The sequence below is a fragment of the Streptomyces guryensis genome (assembly GCF_021261325.1).
Lineage (GTDB): Bacteria > Actinomycetota > Actinomycetes > Streptomycetales > Streptomycetaceae > Streptomyces > Streptomyces guryensis.
In genome coordinates, this window is the sequence record NZ_JAJSBI010000005.1 from 301,795 (window position 1) to 316,740 (window position 14,946).

Annotated in this window: 17 protein-coding genes and 1 pseudogene; 10 read left to right on the forward strand and 8 right to left on the reverse strand. The window is 71.5% G+C overall.

Features of this window, described 5'->3' with window-relative positions; translation table 11 throughout:
• Positions 1 to 15 precede the first annotated feature (15 nt).
• Complete coding sequence (locus LJ657_RS13230) at positions 16 to 222, reverse strand: hypothetical protein (RefSeq protein ID WP_123969739.1); 207 nt, start codon at positions 220 to 222, stop codon at positions 16 to 18.
• 163 nt (positions 223 to 385) lie between these two features.
• Here LJ657_RS13230 and LJ657_RS13235 point away from each other — a divergent pair, with 163 nt between their 5' ends.
• Positions 386 to 2,647: an MMPL family transporter gene (locus LJ657_RS13235; protein WP_232648748.1), complete on the forward strand. Its 2,262-nt coding sequence runs from the start codon at positions 386 to 388 to the stop codon at positions 2,645 to 2,647.
• Here LJ657_RS13235 and LJ657_RS13240 read toward each other — a convergent pair.
• The gene (locus tag LJ657_RS13240; RefSeq protein WP_232648749.1) at positions 2,619 to 3,731 is read right to left on the reverse strand and encodes a PP2C family protein-serine/threonine phosphatase; all 1,113 of its coding nucleotides are present in this window, start codon (positions 3,729 to 3,731) and stop codon (positions 2,619 to 2,621) included. The two genes, LJ657_RS13235 and LJ657_RS13240, sit on opposite strands and share 29 nt — an antisense overlap.
• A gap of 107 nt (positions 3,732 to 3,838) precedes the next feature.
• Between LJ657_RS13240 and LJ657_RS13245 the strand changes: the two genes are divergently transcribed.
• Both LJ657_RS13245 and LJ657_RS13250 read left to right on the forward strand, forming a co-directional pair.
• Positions 3,839 to 4,168 (forward strand): hypothetical protein, encoded by a 330-nt coding sequence (locus LJ657_RS13245; RefSeq protein WP_232648750.1) that lies wholly within the window; start codon positions 3,839 to 3,841, stop codon positions 4,166 to 4,168.
• Positions 4,161 to 4,805, forward strand: coding sequence for an ATP-binding protein (locus tag LJ657_RS13250; RefSeq protein ID WP_232648751.1), 645 nt, complete (start codon positions 4,161 to 4,163; stop codon positions 4,803 to 4,805). The genes LJ657_RS13245 and LJ657_RS13250 overlap by 8 nt, the downstream gene beginning before the upstream one ends.
• A gap of 142 nt (positions 4,806 to 4,947) precedes the next feature.
• Here the strand turns inward: LJ657_RS13250 and LJ657_RS13255 are convergent, their stop codons facing one another.
• Complete coding sequence (locus tag LJ657_RS13255) at positions 4,948 to 5,841, reverse strand: Gfo/Idh/MocA family protein (protein WP_232648752.1); 894 nt, start codon at positions 5,839 to 5,841, stop codon at positions 4,948 to 4,950.
• Between the two features lie 260 nt (positions 5,842 to 6,101).
• Here LJ657_RS13255 and LJ657_RS13260 point away from each other — a divergent pair, with 260 nt between their 5' ends.
• Positions 6,102 to 6,959: an aldo/keto reductase gene (locus LJ657_RS13260; protein ID WP_232648753.1), complete on the forward strand. Its 858-nt coding sequence runs from the start codon at positions 6,102 to 6,104 to the stop codon at positions 6,957 to 6,959.
• Between the two features lie 244 nt (positions 6,960 to 7,203).
• Positions 7,204 to 7,837: pseudogene (locus LJ657_RS13265) on the forward strand (ATP-binding cassette domain-containing protein); the annotation flags it as partial.
• Positions 7,838 to 7,868: 31 nt separating this feature from the next.
• Here LJ657_RS13265 and LJ657_RS13270 read toward each other — a convergent pair.
• A complete protein-coding gene (locus LJ657_RS13270; protein WP_232648754.1) occupies positions 7,869 to 8,204 on the reverse strand; it encodes a hypothetical protein in 336 nt (111 codons plus the stop codon).
• A 169-nt stretch (positions 8,205 to 8,373) separates the two neighbouring features.
• On the opposite strand from LJ657_RS13270, the gene LJ657_RS13275 reads away from it, so the two are divergent.
• Positions 8,374 to 8,613: a DUF5133 domain-containing protein gene (locus LJ657_RS13275; RefSeq protein WP_232648755.1), complete on the forward strand. Its 240-nt coding sequence runs from the start codon at positions 8,374 to 8,376 to the stop codon at positions 8,611 to 8,613.
• Positions 8,614 to 8,840: 227 nt separating this feature from the next.
• Entirely contained in the window at positions 8,841 to 9,056 is a 216-nt protein-coding gene (locus LJ657_RS13280; RefSeq protein WP_232648756.1) for a hypothetical protein, read from the forward strand.
• Positions 9,057 to 9,065: 9 nt separating this feature from the next.
• Here LJ657_RS13280 and tgmB read toward each other — a convergent pair whose 3' ends face one another.
• The 3 genes from tgmB to LJ657_RS13295 form a co-directional block, all read right to left on the reverse strand.
• Entirely contained in the window at positions 9,066 to 10,058 is a 993-nt protein-coding gene (gene tgmB, locus LJ657_RS13285) for an ATP-grasp ribosomal peptide maturase (RefSeq protein WP_232648757.1), read from the reverse strand.
• Positions 10,059 to 10,075: 17 nt separating this feature from the next.
• Positions 10,076 to 10,267, reverse strand: a complete 192-nt coding sequence (gene tgmA, locus LJ657_RS13290; protein ID WP_099933570.1) for a putative ATP-grasp-modified RiPP — start codon at positions 10,265 to 10,267, stop codon at positions 10,076 to 10,078.
• 132 nt (positions 10,268 to 10,399) lie between these two features.
• On the reverse strand, positions 10,400 to 10,690 hold the full coding sequence (locus tag LJ657_RS13295) for a YkvA family protein (RefSeq protein WP_232648758.1): 291 nt from the start codon (positions 10,688 to 10,690) through the stop codon (positions 10,400 to 10,402).
• A 249-nt stretch (positions 10,691 to 10,939) separates the two neighbouring features.
• Here LJ657_RS13295 and LJ657_RS13300 point away from each other — a divergent pair, with 249 nt between their 5' ends.
• On the forward strand, positions 10,940 to 11,968 hold the full coding sequence (locus LJ657_RS13300; RefSeq protein WP_232648759.1) for a hypothetical protein: 1,029 nt from the start codon (positions 10,940 to 10,942) through the stop codon (positions 11,966 to 11,968).
• Between the two features lie 119 nt (positions 11,969 to 12,087).
• Here LJ657_RS13300 and LJ657_RS13305 read toward each other — a convergent pair whose 3' ends face one another.
• A complete protein-coding gene (locus LJ657_RS13305; protein WP_232648760.1) occupies positions 12,088 to 13,260 on the reverse strand; it encodes a hypothetical protein in 1,173 nt (390 codons plus the stop codon).
• Positions 13,261 to 13,562: 302 nt separating this feature from the next.
• Here LJ657_RS13305 and LJ657_RS13310 point away from each other — a divergent pair, with 302 nt between their 5' ends.
• A complete protein-coding gene (locus tag LJ657_RS13310) occupies positions 13,563 to 13,931 on the forward strand; it encodes a PadR family transcriptional regulator (protein ID WP_232648883.1) in 369 nt (122 codons plus the stop codon).
• Positions 13,928 to 14,929 carry a hypothetical protein gene (locus LJ657_RS13315; protein ID WP_232648761.1) on the forward strand — a complete coding sequence of 334 codons (1,002 nt, stop codon included), beginning with the start codon at positions 13,928 to 13,930 and terminating at the stop codon, positions 14,927 to 14,929. The genes LJ657_RS13310 and LJ657_RS13315 overlap by 4 nt, the downstream gene beginning before the upstream one ends.
• The last annotated feature ends 17 nt before the right edge of the window (positions 14,930 to 14,946 follow it).

Below are 14,946 nucleotides of genomic sequence, written 5' to 3' on the forward strand. Positions count from 1 at the left end.
GGAACGGGCAGGGCTCTACGGAAGCAGCTTCTCCAGGGCGGCGGGGCCCTCCGTCTCCAGCTTGCGCCTGGCCCATTCGAGGTTGCGCGGGGTGATGTCCCTGCCTGTGGCAAGGACGAGGTCCTCCGGTGACACATCGGTGCCGGTACGGGTGTGGAGCAGGTCGTCCGGGGTGACGCGGTCCTCGGACGGCCCGGACACGTCGGGCTGTGACGTCGGCATGATCTCTGCTCCTCGGGTCCGGATCGCTTCTGCTAACACCATTCATCGCAGGAGCCCGGCGTGCATCCGGAAGAGAACGCAAGCGGCCCGAGATGCCGGAGTGACAGGGCGGGCGTCTAATGAAAAACAACGACCGTCCGGACCGGCAGAGAAGGCCGAGGCCATGTCACCGACCCGCAAGGACGCCGGGGGCGCGGGGGTTGCCAGCGGAGGGGCGCTGCGACGGCTGGGGGAGTGGTGCGCCAGGCACTTCATGATCGTCATAGTGGCCTGGCTGGTGGGGCTCGTGGCCTTGCAGACCCTGAACCGGTCCTTCGGCGGGGAGTACTCCGACAACTTCTCGCTGCCGGGTGTGCAGTCCCAGCAGGGCCTGGACGTCCTGAAGAAGCACGACCCCGCGGCAGGCGGCTACAGCAGCCAGATCGTCCTGCACGACGGGCAGAAGTCCCTCACCGCGCTGAGCTCACAGATGTCCACCACCATCGGCGACGTGCAGAAACTGCCGCACGTCCTGTCGGCACAGAACCCGCTGTCCGCCCCCGCCTCGAAGGTCGGCCCCCTCGCCTCCGACGGGAAGACCGGGTACATCACCGTCCGCTTCGACGTCCAGCCCTCGACCCTGGGCGACACCTACCTGAGCGGCGTGGACAAGGCGGTCCAGCCGCTGCGCTCGGCCGGCGCGCAGGTCGAGTACGGCGGACCGCTCGGCGAACTGGGCCGGCCCGCCCCCGACGACCGGGTCAGCGAACTCATCGGCTTCGCCGTCGCGATCGTCGTCCTGCTCATCGGCTTCGGCAGTGTGATCGCCGCCGGCCTGCCCCTGTTCACGGCACTGGTCAGCGTGGTCGGCGGGCTCGCGATCCTCGGACTGCTCGCGGCCGCGTTCACGTTCGCGACCGTCTCGCCGACCCTGGCGACCATGATCGGCCTCGGTGTCGGCATCGACTACGCCCTGTTCCAGCTCACACGGCACCGCCAGAACCTCATGAACGGGGCGAATCCGGTACGTGCCGCGGGCCATGCCACCGCCACCAGCGGGCGGGCCGTGCTCGTCTCCGGCTGCACCGTGATCATCGCGCTCGCCGGCCTGTACGCGTCCGGCGTGAGCTTCATCGGGAAACTCGGCCTGGCCGCCGCCACGACGGTCGTCTCAGCGGTCATCGGCGCCCTGACACTGGTCCCTGCCATGCTCGGGCTGATCGGCAGACGCATCGACCGCTACCACGTCCGGCGTCCCGTCGCCGAGACCGACGCAGAGCCCGGAGCCGAGCCGACCGGCACCTGGCACCGCTACGCCCAACGCGTGGAGCGCAGGCCCTGGCAATTCCTGGCGGCAGGCGTCACAACCGTCGTCGTCCTCGCCATCCCGCTGTTGTCCATCCAGCTCGGCCACATCGGAGACGGCGCCGACCCCACCTCCTTCACCGACCGCCGCGCCTACGACCTGATGACGAACGCCTTCGGCCCCGGCTCCAACGGCCCGCTCACCGTCGTCATCGACCAGACCTCCGTACCGTCCTCCCAGCGCTCCGCCCTCTCCTCGCAGGCCCAGAAGACCCTGAACGCGGTGGCAGGGGCCTCCACCGTCACGCCGCTGACAGCCACCAAGGACGGGGACGTCCTGGTCGGCACGGTCTACTCGAAACAGTCCCCGCAGAGCGCCACCACCACGGACCTGACCAACCGGCTGATCCACCACACCCTCCCGGACGCGGTATCGGGCACCTCCGCCAAGGGATACGTCACCGGCACCACCGCGGCCCAGGTCGACTTCCGCGACATCGTCGCCAGCCGGCTGCCCCTGATCATCGGTGTCGTGGTCGGCCTCGCGTTCCTGATCATCCTCGCGGTCTTCCACGGCCTGCTCGTCGCGGTCAAGGCGGCCGTCCTCAACGTGCTGTCGATCGGCGCCTCGTACGGCGTCGTGGTGGCCGTCTTCCAGTGGGGTTGGGGCGGGCCCGCACTGGGCGTCCACGGCAAGGTGCCCATCGAGAGCTATGTGCCGATGATGATGTTCGCGATCATCTTCGGCCTGAGCATGGACTACGAGATCTTCCTGCTCTCCCGCGTCCACGAGTCCTGGCTGCGCACCGGGGACGCCAAGGCCTCCGTCGCCCACGCCCTGGAGATCACCGCCCGGGTCATCACCTGCGCCGCCCTGATCATGGTCAGCGTCTTCGCGGCCTTCATCGTCAGCGACAACATCGTGGTCAAGATGCTCGGTCTGGGCCTCGCCGTGAGCGTGCTCATCGACGCGACCGTCGTACGGCTGCTCATGGTGCCGGCCGTGATGACGCTGCTGGGGCCGCACGCCTGGTGGACGCCCCGCTGGCTCGACCGGATCATGCCGCACATCGATGCCGAGGGCGACCAGGTGGAGAGTCCCGCGTCGGACGTCAGCCGCCGTCCGGCGACGCGGGCGTGAGGACGAGCATCGTCACGTCGTCGTCCACAGCAGGGCAGTACCGTACGAGATCCGCCCAGACCCGGTCCGCGAGTACGGCCGGGTCGTCGTCGGCCAGCGCGGCCAGGCGGTCGGTCAGCGGGTAGAAGGTGCCGGACGGGTCGCGGGCCTCGCTGACGCCGTCCGAGGCCAGGAACAGGCTGTGGCCGGGCTCCAGCCGCAGCGTGAGCCCGGTGTGCGGGCCGCCGTCGGACAGGCCGAGACCGAGCGGTGTCCAGGCCGCGAGCTCGATCTCGGTGGCCTGCCGGCCGCGCAGCAGCAGGGGTGCCGGATGCCCGCAGGACACCAACCGGACCGACCGGCCGTCGGGCGAGAACTCCAGCAGTACGGCGGTCGCGAACAGCTCGGCGTACCGGGCCGACGCCGAGTCCAGCTCCAGCCTGCGGTCGAGCCGGGCGGCGACCGACTCCAGGTCCGGCTGGTCCAGCACCGCCTCCCGGAAGGCACCCAGCAGGGAGGCGACGGTGGCGACCGCCGCCAGCCCGTGCCCCTGCACGTCGCCCATCACCGCCCGTACACCGTGCGGCCCCTCGCGTACGTCGAAGAAGTCGCCGCCCACCAGCGTGCCGCGCTGCGCGGCCCGGTACAGGCCGACACAGCGGACCGGGCCGACCCGCTCGGGCAGCGGCGGGACCACGGCGCGCTGCGCGGCCTCGGCGACCGTGCGCTCCAGATCCAGCTGGGCGTCGCGGCGGCTGCGCACATAGGACACGAACACACTCAGCACGGACACGAAGGTGATGGTCAACAGGTCGGTGTTGCCCGGGTGGTTCAGCTGGAAGGCCGGGATGTTGAGCACGGCGACGACCACCCCGCCGAGGAGCGCGGTCGCCAGCGGCCCGTACGAGAGGACGGCCAGCGGCGGGATGGCGCCCAGCAGAAAACCGATGTCGAGGGGGTCGTGGCTGGCCAGGGTGGCCGCACAGACGCCCGCGATCAGGACGAGCGGGAGCAACCGCACCAGCCGGGGCGGTGGCGCGCCCCGCAGCCAGCCCCGCCGGTCGTGGTCCTGTCGCCGTGGTGACAGGAGGTGCACCTTTCCCACAGCACCACGCTCCTACGGAGGGACGCGGCCCGCACGCCGGGCCGGCTGTCGGTGCCGGGTGGCATGCTGATCAATGGCGTTTAGCGGCGGCTTGCGGGGGAGGCGGCATGGGGTTCATGGGCGAGGTCTGGCAGGTGCGCACCGGGAAGGAGCCGGTCGGGGAGATCCTGATCGACGACACCGACTTTCCGTGGCTGTCCGGCCGATTCACGGCCGGTCCGGCCTTCGAGGACGTCCGGGAGCTGTTCGCCCGTGAACTCGCCCTGATCGAGCGGGACGACGAGGAGCACCGGCAGAAGTGGGAGACGGCCTACGACGAGATCACCAGACGGGTGTCCCTGTCGTCGCCGGGCGGACCCGTTCCCGAGTTCCTGCTGCACATCGAGGGCGACCGGGCCTGGTTCCGCTGGAGCGACGAACCGTTCGAGCATGCGTAGGGGAGTGGGGGTGCACGGCGTACGCGTGGTGCTGATCGGAGGCACGTCGAACGTGGGCAAGTCGACGGTCGGGCGAGCGGTCGCGGAGCGTCTCGGGTTCGCGTATCGGTCGACAGACCTGCTGGCCCGTCACCCCGGGCGGCCCTGGAGAACCCCGGAGCGGGAGGTGCCCGGGCATGTCGCCGAGCACTATGCGTCGCTCACGGTCGACGAGCTGATCACGTCCGTGCTCGCCCACTACGAACGGCTGTGGCCCCGCATCCGCACACTCATCGCAACTCATGCGGCCCAGGACGAGGCCGGCGCGGGGCTCGTCCTGGAGGGCTCGGCGCTGTGGCCGGTCCGCGTCGCCGGACTGGATGTCCCGCACACGGCCGCCGTGTGGCTGACGGCCGACGAAGCCGTGCTGCGCGCCCGGGTGCGTACGGGCGGACGGTACGAGGCGGCGACGGCCGAGGAGCGGGCACTGATGGACAGCTTCCTGGCCCGCACGGAGCGCTATCAGAGCCTGATGGTCGAAGCCCTGGACGAGTTGGGCCTCGGCTGCATCGATGCCGGTGCCGGGAGGACGGTCGCCGCGCTGGTCGAGTCGGTGCTGGACGCGGTGGCGGAGCAGGGTGCGGCGGACGGGTCGTGACGCAGTGTCAGCTGACCGCTTCCCAAGGGGCCTGGGCCTCGGCTGCATCGATGCCGGTGCCGGGGGGACGGTCGTCGCGCTGGTCGAGTCGGTGCTGGACGTCGTGGTGAGCAGGGGGCGGCGGATCGGCTGTGACGCCGTGTCAGCCAGCCGAAAGCTCCAACAGGGCCTGGGCCTCGACGAGGATCTCGGTGACCCGCTGCCCGAAGGCGGCGTCGCATGCGTGCGGTCGCCCGGTGTTGGCGGCGGCGAGGAGCGTGTCGGCGGCGCGGACGAGCGCGGCGACGGCTCCCGCGGTGCTGTGCGGCAGCACCGACACCCCTGCCTCGCCCCGGAGTTCGACCGCGGCACCGGCCGCCGCGGGCGGTGCCGACAGACTGAGCGTCACGGTGCTCGACGCGCCGCCGACATGGTCGAGCACCAGATGGGCCGTGTCCCCGGGACCGGGCGCCGCGGCCGCCACCCGACGCACGTCACCGAGGACCGGCAGCAGCACGGACAGGGCATGGGGACCCACGTCCCACAGCGCGCCCTTCTCCTGCCGCCACGGCGAGTCCGCGAACGCGCTGTGGCTGTCACCGCCGAACAGCGACCCGAGCCACTGGGCATGGGCCGTGAACCAGCCCCCCACACCCGCCTGTTCGGCGATCCACGCCTCGGTCTCGGGCAGGAAGCGGCTGGTGAAGAAGACGACGGAAGCGACCCCGGCCTCCCGGACCGCCTCGACCACCGCCCGTCCCTGCCCGACCGTCGTGGCGAGGGGCTTGTCCAGCAGCAGATGGCACCCGGCCCGCGCTGCGCGCACCGCGAGTTCAGCCTGCACGGCCGGCGGCAGGGCGACCGCTACCGCGTCCACATCGGCGAACAGGGCGTCGACGTCGTCGTAGGCACGCGTGCCGAACCGGTCGGCGAGTTGCTTGGCGGCCTCCGAGCGGCGGCCCCACACCCCCACGAACTCCAGCACCGAGTGCTCCTGCAGGGCGGGGGCGTGTGTCATCTCCGCCCAGGGGCCGGTACCGAGAAGTCCCGTGCGCATGCCGCCGCCTCTCCACTCCGCCGCCCGTCGTGACGAGCTGGTCGCCAGTGAGCGTCGCACATCGACCGGCCGGGTGCGCAAGCGGATCCGGTGGACGCGGGGATTCAGTTGCGGGGCTGCTGAATGCGTTCTCTTTCCTCTATTGGACCTGCGGCCCGCGGGCGGGTCAGGCTGGAACGCGTCCGGCTTCGCCGTACTCCATGTGCGGTGGGCCGAACGCCATTCGGTACCGCGCGACAATCGGAAGAGGTCACGAGCACATGCAGACCCGCCGCATCGGTGACGTCGAAGTCAGCGCGATCGGCCTGGGCGGAATGCCCATGTCGATCGAGGGACGGCCGGACGAGGCGCGCTCCCTCGCCACCATCCACGCCGCCCTCGACGCCGGCGTGACCCTGATCGACACCGCCGACGCCTACCACCGGGACGCCCACGAGGTCGGCCACAACGAGACCCTGATCGCCAAGGCCCTCTCGTCCCACGACCGCGGCCGGGACGTCCTGGTAGCCACCAAGGGCGGCCATCTGCGGCCCGGCGACGGCAGCTGGACCCTCGACGGCAGCCCCCGCCACCTCAAGGAGGCATGTGAGGCGTCCCTGCGGCGGCTCGGCGTGGAAGCCATCGGGCTCTACCAGTTCCACCGCCCCGACCCGAGGGTGCCGTACGCCGAGTCCGTCGGTGCCGTCCGGGACCTTCTCGACGAGGGCAAGATCCGGCTGGCGGGCATCTCCAACGCCGACCCCGACCAGATCAGGCAGGCGAACGACATCCTCGGCGGTCGGCTGGTCTCCGTGCAGAACCAGTTCTCCCCGGCCTTCCGCTCCAGCGAGCGGGAACTGGAGCTGTGCGACGAACTCGGCATCGCCTTCCTGCCCTGGAGCCCGCTCGGCGGCATCTCCCGGGCGCGTGAACTGGGCTCCGCCTACGCGCCGTTCGCGCGGATCGCCGAGGCCCACGGGGTCAGCCCGCAGCGCGTGTGCCTGGCGTGGATGCTGGCCAAGTCGCCAGTGGTCGTCCCCATCCCCGGCTCCAGCCGTCCCGAGACCATCCTCGACTCCCTCGCCGCGCCCCGACTGGAACTCGACGCCGAGGAACTCGCGCAGCTCGACGCCGGCTGACACGCCACACACGGTCACCACGGGGGATCCCGCCGATGGCGTCGTCGTCGGAAGGGCCCCTCGACCACCGCTACCGTGACGAACACCCGATCCGCACCCTCGGGTACCTGTTCCGCGCCGACTGCCGCCACCTGATCGCGGCGGTCGGCGTGTTCAGCGTCAGACACAGCCCCGTCCGGCTGCTACCGCTGATCACCGCGTCCATCATCGACACCGTGTCCAGCACCAGCCGACCGGACGGTCCGGCACCGTCATCATGGTCAGCGCCTTCCCGACCACCCTCACCGACTCCACCACCACACTGGCGGGTCCGGCCCCGTCATCACCGAGGGCCTGGAGTCGGTCCGTTCGGTCGGCGAGGTGCTGCAGGCCCCCGAACTCGAGGACAACGACGGCAAGGCGGAGCTCACCCTCACCGTTGCGCCGGGCGAGACCGCCGCCCTCGTCGGCGCGTCCGGCGCCGGCAAGTCCACGGTGCTCAACCTCGTCATAGGGTTCATCCGCCCCATCTCGTGCCGGATCCTGCTCGATGGCACCGACATGAACACCCTCGACCTGCGCACCTACCGGTGCTTCGTGTCGGTGGTGCCGCGGGAGCCGTTCCTCTTTGACGACACCGTCCGCGAGAACGGCGCCTACGGCATGGACGAGGCCGACGAGGAAACGGTGCGTGCGGCGCCGACCGACGCCAACGCCCTGGAGTTCGTCGAACGTCTGCCGCAGGGCCTGGACACCGTCGTCGGCGAGCGGGGCGCCCGCCTCTCCGGTGGGCAGCGCCTGGTGAGGGGCGACGGCCGCATCTGGAGACGCGGACGCACGAGGAACTCCTGCGCGGCGGCGGGGCGTACACGAAGCTGCACGGCGGACAGGTCGCCTGAGCCGCCTCACGTCCGCCCCGCGGCCGTCTCCTCAGGCGGCGCTGCTGCGTCGCATCCCGTGCGGGCAGGTCGAGTCGTGGTGAATGCCGAGGCTCGTCCACCACCGTTCGCAGCACGCGGCGTTCAGCTCACCGCGCACGATCTCGTCGGCGGCCGTCCGCGCCGGGTGGCGCGCCACCACGGCGGCCCTGCGCAGGTCGCGGATCAGGGTCTCGCGGACGACGGCGATGACCGGGACCAGGCTCGCCGCGGCGAACAGACATGCGGCCCAGCGGGGGCCGTGGAGGATTTCGAGGACCGTGGTCCAGGCGAGTTCGGCGCTGGTGGTGAGGTAGAGGGTGCAGAGGAGGCGGCCGGAGCGGTTCATGGGCTTCACCGTTCGTGCTGAGGGGGTTACCCTCTGTTCAACGCCTCGCGGCGCGCTGGGAATCGGGTCGGACGGCGGTTTTGCGTCAATTGAGGCCCGGGGCACGGAAGATGCGATTGGTCCGGGCCTGGCCGGGAAGGCGAGGCGAAACCAAAGAGAGGGGCGCTTCGTGCTCGTTCCGGACCCGAAGGTCGTCAGAACCTTGCTCACCAGATACGCGTCACTGCGCATCTCGCAGGCGGAGTGTGAGAAGCCGCAGACCGTACGGGAGTTGGCGGACGTCAGCCGCGCACTGTGCGCCACCATGGGAGTTTCGAGCGTCGAGGACGCGATCGCGCAGGCGGACGCCCTGCTGATCTCCTCGCGGCGGGCCGCTGACGGGGACGGCGGTCTGTCCCTGGCCGTCTGACGCGACGACGGCAGCAGTGAGGAAGCGCTCAGGCAACCGCCGGCTGTTCGTGCACGATGAACTCGGCCTTCCCACCATCCCGTTCGGGGTGCGTGACGCACGTCCGGCCGGTCACACCGTCGTGCCGGGGTCAAGTGCTCCTGGAGAATTCACACCCACGTATCCCGGGGCGCATACACTCGACAGCCGTGCCCATGTGCATGGGCCACCACACGAAAGGCGCGTCGGTGTTCCAGGATTCCCCGATCTACGACCGACTCGTCGCCGAGCGCGGCGACGTCCCCACTCAGGCTCGCCGGGAGGCCGAGCGCGTGAGCCGGGAACTGGAGTACGCCATGCGGCCGCTGCAGTCCTTCGGCGCCGTACCCTCCCCCGATCGCCATTCCTCCCCGGGGGCCGGGTGGCAGCGGACCGCTCTGCTGCCCGGCTCGCTGCCCCACTGACCGTCGTCCTCAACACGCCGTGGTGCTGGAGCCGTTGACTCGTGTCCGCGGCTCCGGCCCGGGACGGGCCAGCCACTCCGCGATCGTCCGGGCGATCGGCAGACCCGTCTCCACCTCGACGAAGCCGAACTGCCCGGACTGATTGCACTCCAGGAACCACCAGGTCCCGTCGGCGTCCTCGGCGAAGTCGAAGGCGCCGTAGGCCAGTTCGGCCTCGCGCAGATAGGAGCGGACGGCGTCGGCGACACGCGGCGGGACGTCGGTCGGATGCCACGGTATGCCGGCCGGGGCGAAGCGCACGTCCACCGACCCGGGATCGTCCGGATCCGCGTCCTGCGCCGTCGCCTTGCGGGCCGCCAGCAGCCGCTCGCCCACCACGGTCAGCCGTACGTCGGCCCGCTTGCCGACCCGCCGCTGCAGCAGCGTCGGACCGAACGCCACGGCGGAGAAGTCCGTGTCCGGCGCGACCCGGCTGGTCGGCACGGCCCGGGGCGGATCCTGCGGATGCGCCCCGGAGACCGGCTTGACCACCAGATCCGGATAGCGGTCGGCGAACTCCCGGGCCGCCTGCGGGAACGTCGTGATCAAAGTGGCCGGCACGGGCAGTCCGCAGCGCTGGGCGAGCCGCAGCTGCCACGGCTTGTGGCGGGCCCGGCGGGCCGCGTCGGGGTGGTTCATCCAGCGGGCGTCCGAGCCGAGCAGCATGCCGTAGAGCGCCTGGGCGGACTCCTCGGTCAGCCACGCGGAGGGCTGGGCCGCCCGGGCTGCCGCGTCCCCCGGCCTGCGCACCCAGACCGACCGCAGCCCGGCGATGCTCACCAGGCGGCCCGCGGACTGGAGGTGGCCGCGGAAGCGGCCGTGCACGTACTCACCGGACAGCGCGACACCCCCGGGGAGGTCGGCGGGGTCCAGGCGGACCACCGGGACCCCGGACGCGTTCAGGTGCACGACCACCATGTCGGCGGTCACGTCCTCTTCACAGGTCAGGATCAGCACGGTCATGTTCGGCGGTTCCGCGTTCAGTCGTCGAAGTGTGTCTTGGAGCCGGCGGTGGACGTCGTGGTCCCCAACTCTCTGAGCAGCGCGAGGTCACCGGCGGCGACCCGGCCGTCCATGAGCACGTTCAACTGCAGCCCGGAGTCGTAGACGTACGGAGTCGTGGCTTCCAACTCCACCGCCGGACGTGCGTAGTTGAGCGCGAACGGTTGCATCGTGTCTCCCTCGTCAGTGCAGCACCGACCCGGCGGTCCGCTCCCCGCGGCGCCACCCGGCCCGCCGACTGCATTGCCCTTCCAGTCACTTATACGAATCGAACGAGTGATTGGTTTCGTTACGCTGCGTAGTCACAGGGAGGATTCATGATGATTCGGCCCCTCCAGAGGGCCGCGCATGCTGCGCAGAGCGAGGAGAAGGACGCCGATGTCGTCCAGGTAGACCGGGTCGGGCAGCAGGTCGGTCGGCAGCAGGAAGTACAGGACGGCACCCCAGAAGACCCAGCGCCGACGGGTCGGAAGCCCGGCACGCCTGAGGTCGCGCCGCGCCCGCACCAGCCGCACGAGCAGAGCGATGGCCACGGCGAGCGCGAGTGCCGCGAGGGCAACGGCGACCACGATCACCGCTGTGGTCCATGTCACGATCCTCCTCCATCCGGCGTGCCGAACGGCGCGCCCCTTGTCTCGGATTCCCGCATCCGGCGTTCGTACGTGTCCCCCGTCGATCCGTCGCCCCGTCAGAAGCGCGGCGCGGGCTCACACCTGTGGCCCATCCCGACTGGCACGGACCGGAAGCGGCACTTAGTAATGGCACTGCATCGCTACGTCGTGAATCGCGCCGGGAGATGCGAGAGCAGGTGAACCGTTCCGTCTATTCCATGGAGGAGAGTCATGAGCATCCGCTCTTCGTCACCCCGTCCCTACGACCCCTCCATAGTCGGCGCGCACGACGACCCGGCCAGCGCCTTGGTGCACGCCGCCATCGCGGACCGGCCTCTGGAGGAAGTCGCCAACCTGATCACCATGCTGGAGCAGTCCCCGCAGTATGCGAGGGCCACGATCGACGCGCTGCGCGCGGTCGGCACCGACCGCTCCGTGGAGGACGTCACCCGTCTGGTCACCCTGCTGACCCAGCCACCGCGCGACCCCTCCAGTGCGGACGAGGTAATCCGTGCGGCGGCCGAGAACCGTCCGGTGGAGGAGGTGACCCGGCTGATGGCGCTGCTGCACCTGCCGTCGACCGAGCGCCGCTTCGGGCAGGAGGCGGCAAAGGCGGTCGCCGCGGCGCGGTCCGTGGAGGACCTCGTGGAACTCATCGGCCGGCTCAGCACGGAACGCGCCTCCCACTCCGGCCCACCGAAGACGGAGCCACCGCCTCCACAGCCCGGCGAGACGGACTGGCGCCAGGAAGGCACCGGCCTCCCACCCTTCCCCACGGTCCTGCCTTCCTACGGCGGCGACACCATGCCGAGGCAGCCCGTCGGTGCGCCGCATCGCGCGGCCGAGCGTCCGCCGTGGGCGGGCCTGCTCGTCGCAGCCGCACTCTTCCTGTGCGCGCTGCTCTGGTTCCCGATGTACCAGTCCGGTGAGCCCGTCGACGTCTACGCCTCCGGTATCGCGGTGTCGGTCCTGTACGCGTTGCTGGCCGTGCTGGTGACCCTGCGGCCCGTCCGGGCCGTTCTCGTGGTCGCGGTCATGCTGCCGACGCTGCTTGCCGGGGCCGAGCTGTACCGGGGGCTCCGCTCGTCGTCGCAGTTCCGGGCGCTCGACCTCACGCTCGCCCCGGGCTGGCTCGCGGGCCTGGCCGCCGTGATCGCGGCACTCACGGCACTGACGGCCCTGGTCCTGCGCGCAGCCGCCCGCCCGCCCGCCCTGGGCGCTCCCGCCCGCCCCCTGGCCACGGCGAGGCGAATGGACTGAGGCACCGGTTCCCCGACGGCCACAGGCCGTTGTGGTCCCCCGCCCGCGGTTCTCCGGACCGCGGGCGCTTCAGCGACTCCGGACAAGCCCCCGCACAGGCGGGGCTTGTCCACGGTCGCTCAGCGGCCGGACTCGTCCGACCGCTCGACTGCGCCTTCCGGCTCCCGCCCGCCGTCCGCGGCGGACGCGGGACGCAGGGCCTTTGCGGTGTCCTTCAGGCGCTCCAGCCTCCGGGTCAGCTGCTGGAACGGGGAGCCCTGGGCGGCGGCGGGCGGCTGCGGCCGGGCGGGCGGGCCGTCGCCGTTCTCGCGGTAGACGGCCAGTGCCTCGTGCGCGCGCTCGGCGGCCTCGCGGTACAGATCCCGGGACTTGGTCATCGCCTCGAGCGCCTCGGCGTACATGGCCACGAGCCCGCGTGCGCGGGCGAGTTCCTCCTCGAGCGTCATCAGCTGCCAGTCCTCCCGCAGCGCGGTGACGACCCCCTCGGCGCCGTCCGGCTGCGGAAGCGGCAGCGCGGCGTAACGCGCGAGGGCGTCGAGAAGTTGTGCCGGCCGTGAGCCGTCGAGAAAGACGGTGCGTACGGAGAAGTCGTCCCCGTCGAAGCCTTTCGGGGCCGGCGCGGGGGGCAGCAGGACGGCCCCGCCGCGCGGGACCTGCACCCCGAACTCGCGCAGGACCCGGTTCACGATGCGCAGCTGGTCCGGTGCGGCACGGTGCTCCAGCACGCGATGCCGCAGGCTCGGCGGCAGCAGCGGGCCGATCGGCAGCCGGCCGCGCTCGTCGGGGGTCATCGCCTCATGCACGACCAGGTTGATGTTCCATCCTCCGCGCACGGAGTTGCGGAGCAGCCGCCGGATCTCCTTGTCGTCCGTGGGAAGGCGGTTGGCCTCCCGCAGGCGCAGCCCCGTGACCGGCTGGCGGTCCCAGGGCGCATCCGGCTCCGCGGGCCAGAACATGGTGGCGGGGGACGGCCATCCCTGGTCCCACGGTCGTTCCGCCTCCGCCGCCAGCACCCAGTCCGCGCCGGGCTCGGCATCGTGCACCAGGGTCAGCCGGGCTCGCACGGTCACCGAATCGGCGACCGTCCAGCGCGCCTCGAAGACGGAGTCCGAACTGCTGCTCGCGGTGGCCTCGGGGACAGCCACTTCGAGATGGTCGTCGATGGTCCCGTCGTCCTTGAGCCGGTGCAGCGTCCGGCGTACGACGTCTTCGGCATCGGGTTCGGGATGGCGGCCGCGGGCCAGCCACAGCGTGGGGGACGGGGTCGGGCGGACGGAGGGCGAAGTACGCATGAGTCCATCTGAGGGCGGGGGCACGTGCACGCACCAGTATTGTCGCCGCGCGTCGGCGGGGTTCGCCCGGGGTGGTCGCACGGGAGCTGCCCGGCGCACTCGGGGTGCGAGGAGTCCACTCCAGGAGACCCGGTTCACCCGTATCCCCGGCGCACCGGGCCCGCCACAATGGCGCCCGCGAACAGGGCCCGCCCACCATCCGCTTAGGGGCGGGTCCTGTTCGCGCCTCCCCACGACGTATGACTCGCCCTTGCGCTATATATCGGAAGCCGAGATATCATGGCAGCATGGCATCGAGGAGCATGACTCAGGCGGCGTTCTTCGTCCTCACCGCTCTGGCCGACCAGCCCCGGCACGGCTACGGGATTCTGCGGGAGGTCGAGGAACTGTCCGACGGCGCGGTGCAGTTGCGCGTCGGCACCCTGTACGGCGTGCTGGACAGACTCACCGCGGACGGGCTGATCGTCCTGGACCGCGAGGAGGTGCACGAGGGCCGGCTGCGGCGCTACTACCGCCTCACCCCCGAAGGGATGCAGGCCCTCGGCACGGAGGCGGAGCGCATGGCTGCCGGCGCCAGCGCCGCCAAGGAGCGGATCGCCGCGGGGCGCAGGGCCCCCGGCGCGGTCGCGAAGCCGTCCGCAGGGCCCGGATTCGCAGGAGGTGTGGCATGACGACGCTGCTCGAGACGCGCTACCGCACGGTGCTGCGCCTGCTCCCCGCCTACTACCGACGGCACCGGGAGGAGGAGATGGTCGAGGTGTACCTGTGGGACCTCGACGAGGAGACCCAGGACCAGAGCAGGCCCACGCTGGGCGAGGTGGCGAGCGTAGCCGCCCTCGCCGTACGCAGCAGGCTGGCCGCCACCGGCGCGCCACGGCCGTACGCGGTCCTCGGGTCGGCCGTCCGGCACTTCGCGCTGTTCGCCGTGCTGTTGCAGGCGGCCGCCGCGCTCGTCGACCGGGTTCTGGAGCTGACCTGGGCGGCCACGCACGGAGCGGGCGACTGGCACATGTTCCTGTCGGGGTTCACCGGCCGTGGCCCCCTGATGGGGGTCGTCGAAGTCGCCCAGTGGACGCTGCCGCTGCTGTGGACGGTCGGATTCTTCGCCCTCCTGCACGACCGCCGACGCCTCGCCCGGACGTCCGTGCTGCTCGCCGCGCTGCCCACGCTGTGGCCGTTCGCCGGTCCGCTGGTGAGTGGACTGGAGCCGTGGGACCCGTGGTTCGCCACCGCCGGAGCACTCTTCGCCTGGCTGCCGGCGCTCGCCCTGTGCGCCGCCCACCACCGGGACGCGCCCGCGGCGGTTCTGCCCGCCGGCACCCCGGGCCTCGTGTTCGCGGCCTGCAGCGTGGTGACGGGCGCGTCCGAGGTCCTCCTGTCCGTCACACCCGACGCGGCCTGGGCACCGGTCACCTGCTTCGTCGTCGGGGCGCTCGGCTGGCTGCTGCTGCGCCGTCGTCGTGCGGATGCGAGCGCTGCCGGCGGTGCCGTGGCCCTGGCCGCGCTGAGCCTGCTGCTCCTGGCGGTGCGGATCGCCATGCTGTATCCGTGGCTCGGCCTCCCCGTCCCCGTCGTCTTCATCGGCGGCGCGCTGGCCCAGGCGGCCGTGCTCACGCTGCTGACCGTGGCGCTGGCCGTCCTGGCCCGGCGCGACCTCGCCGCGCGCTGACTCGCGCGGGTTGCAGT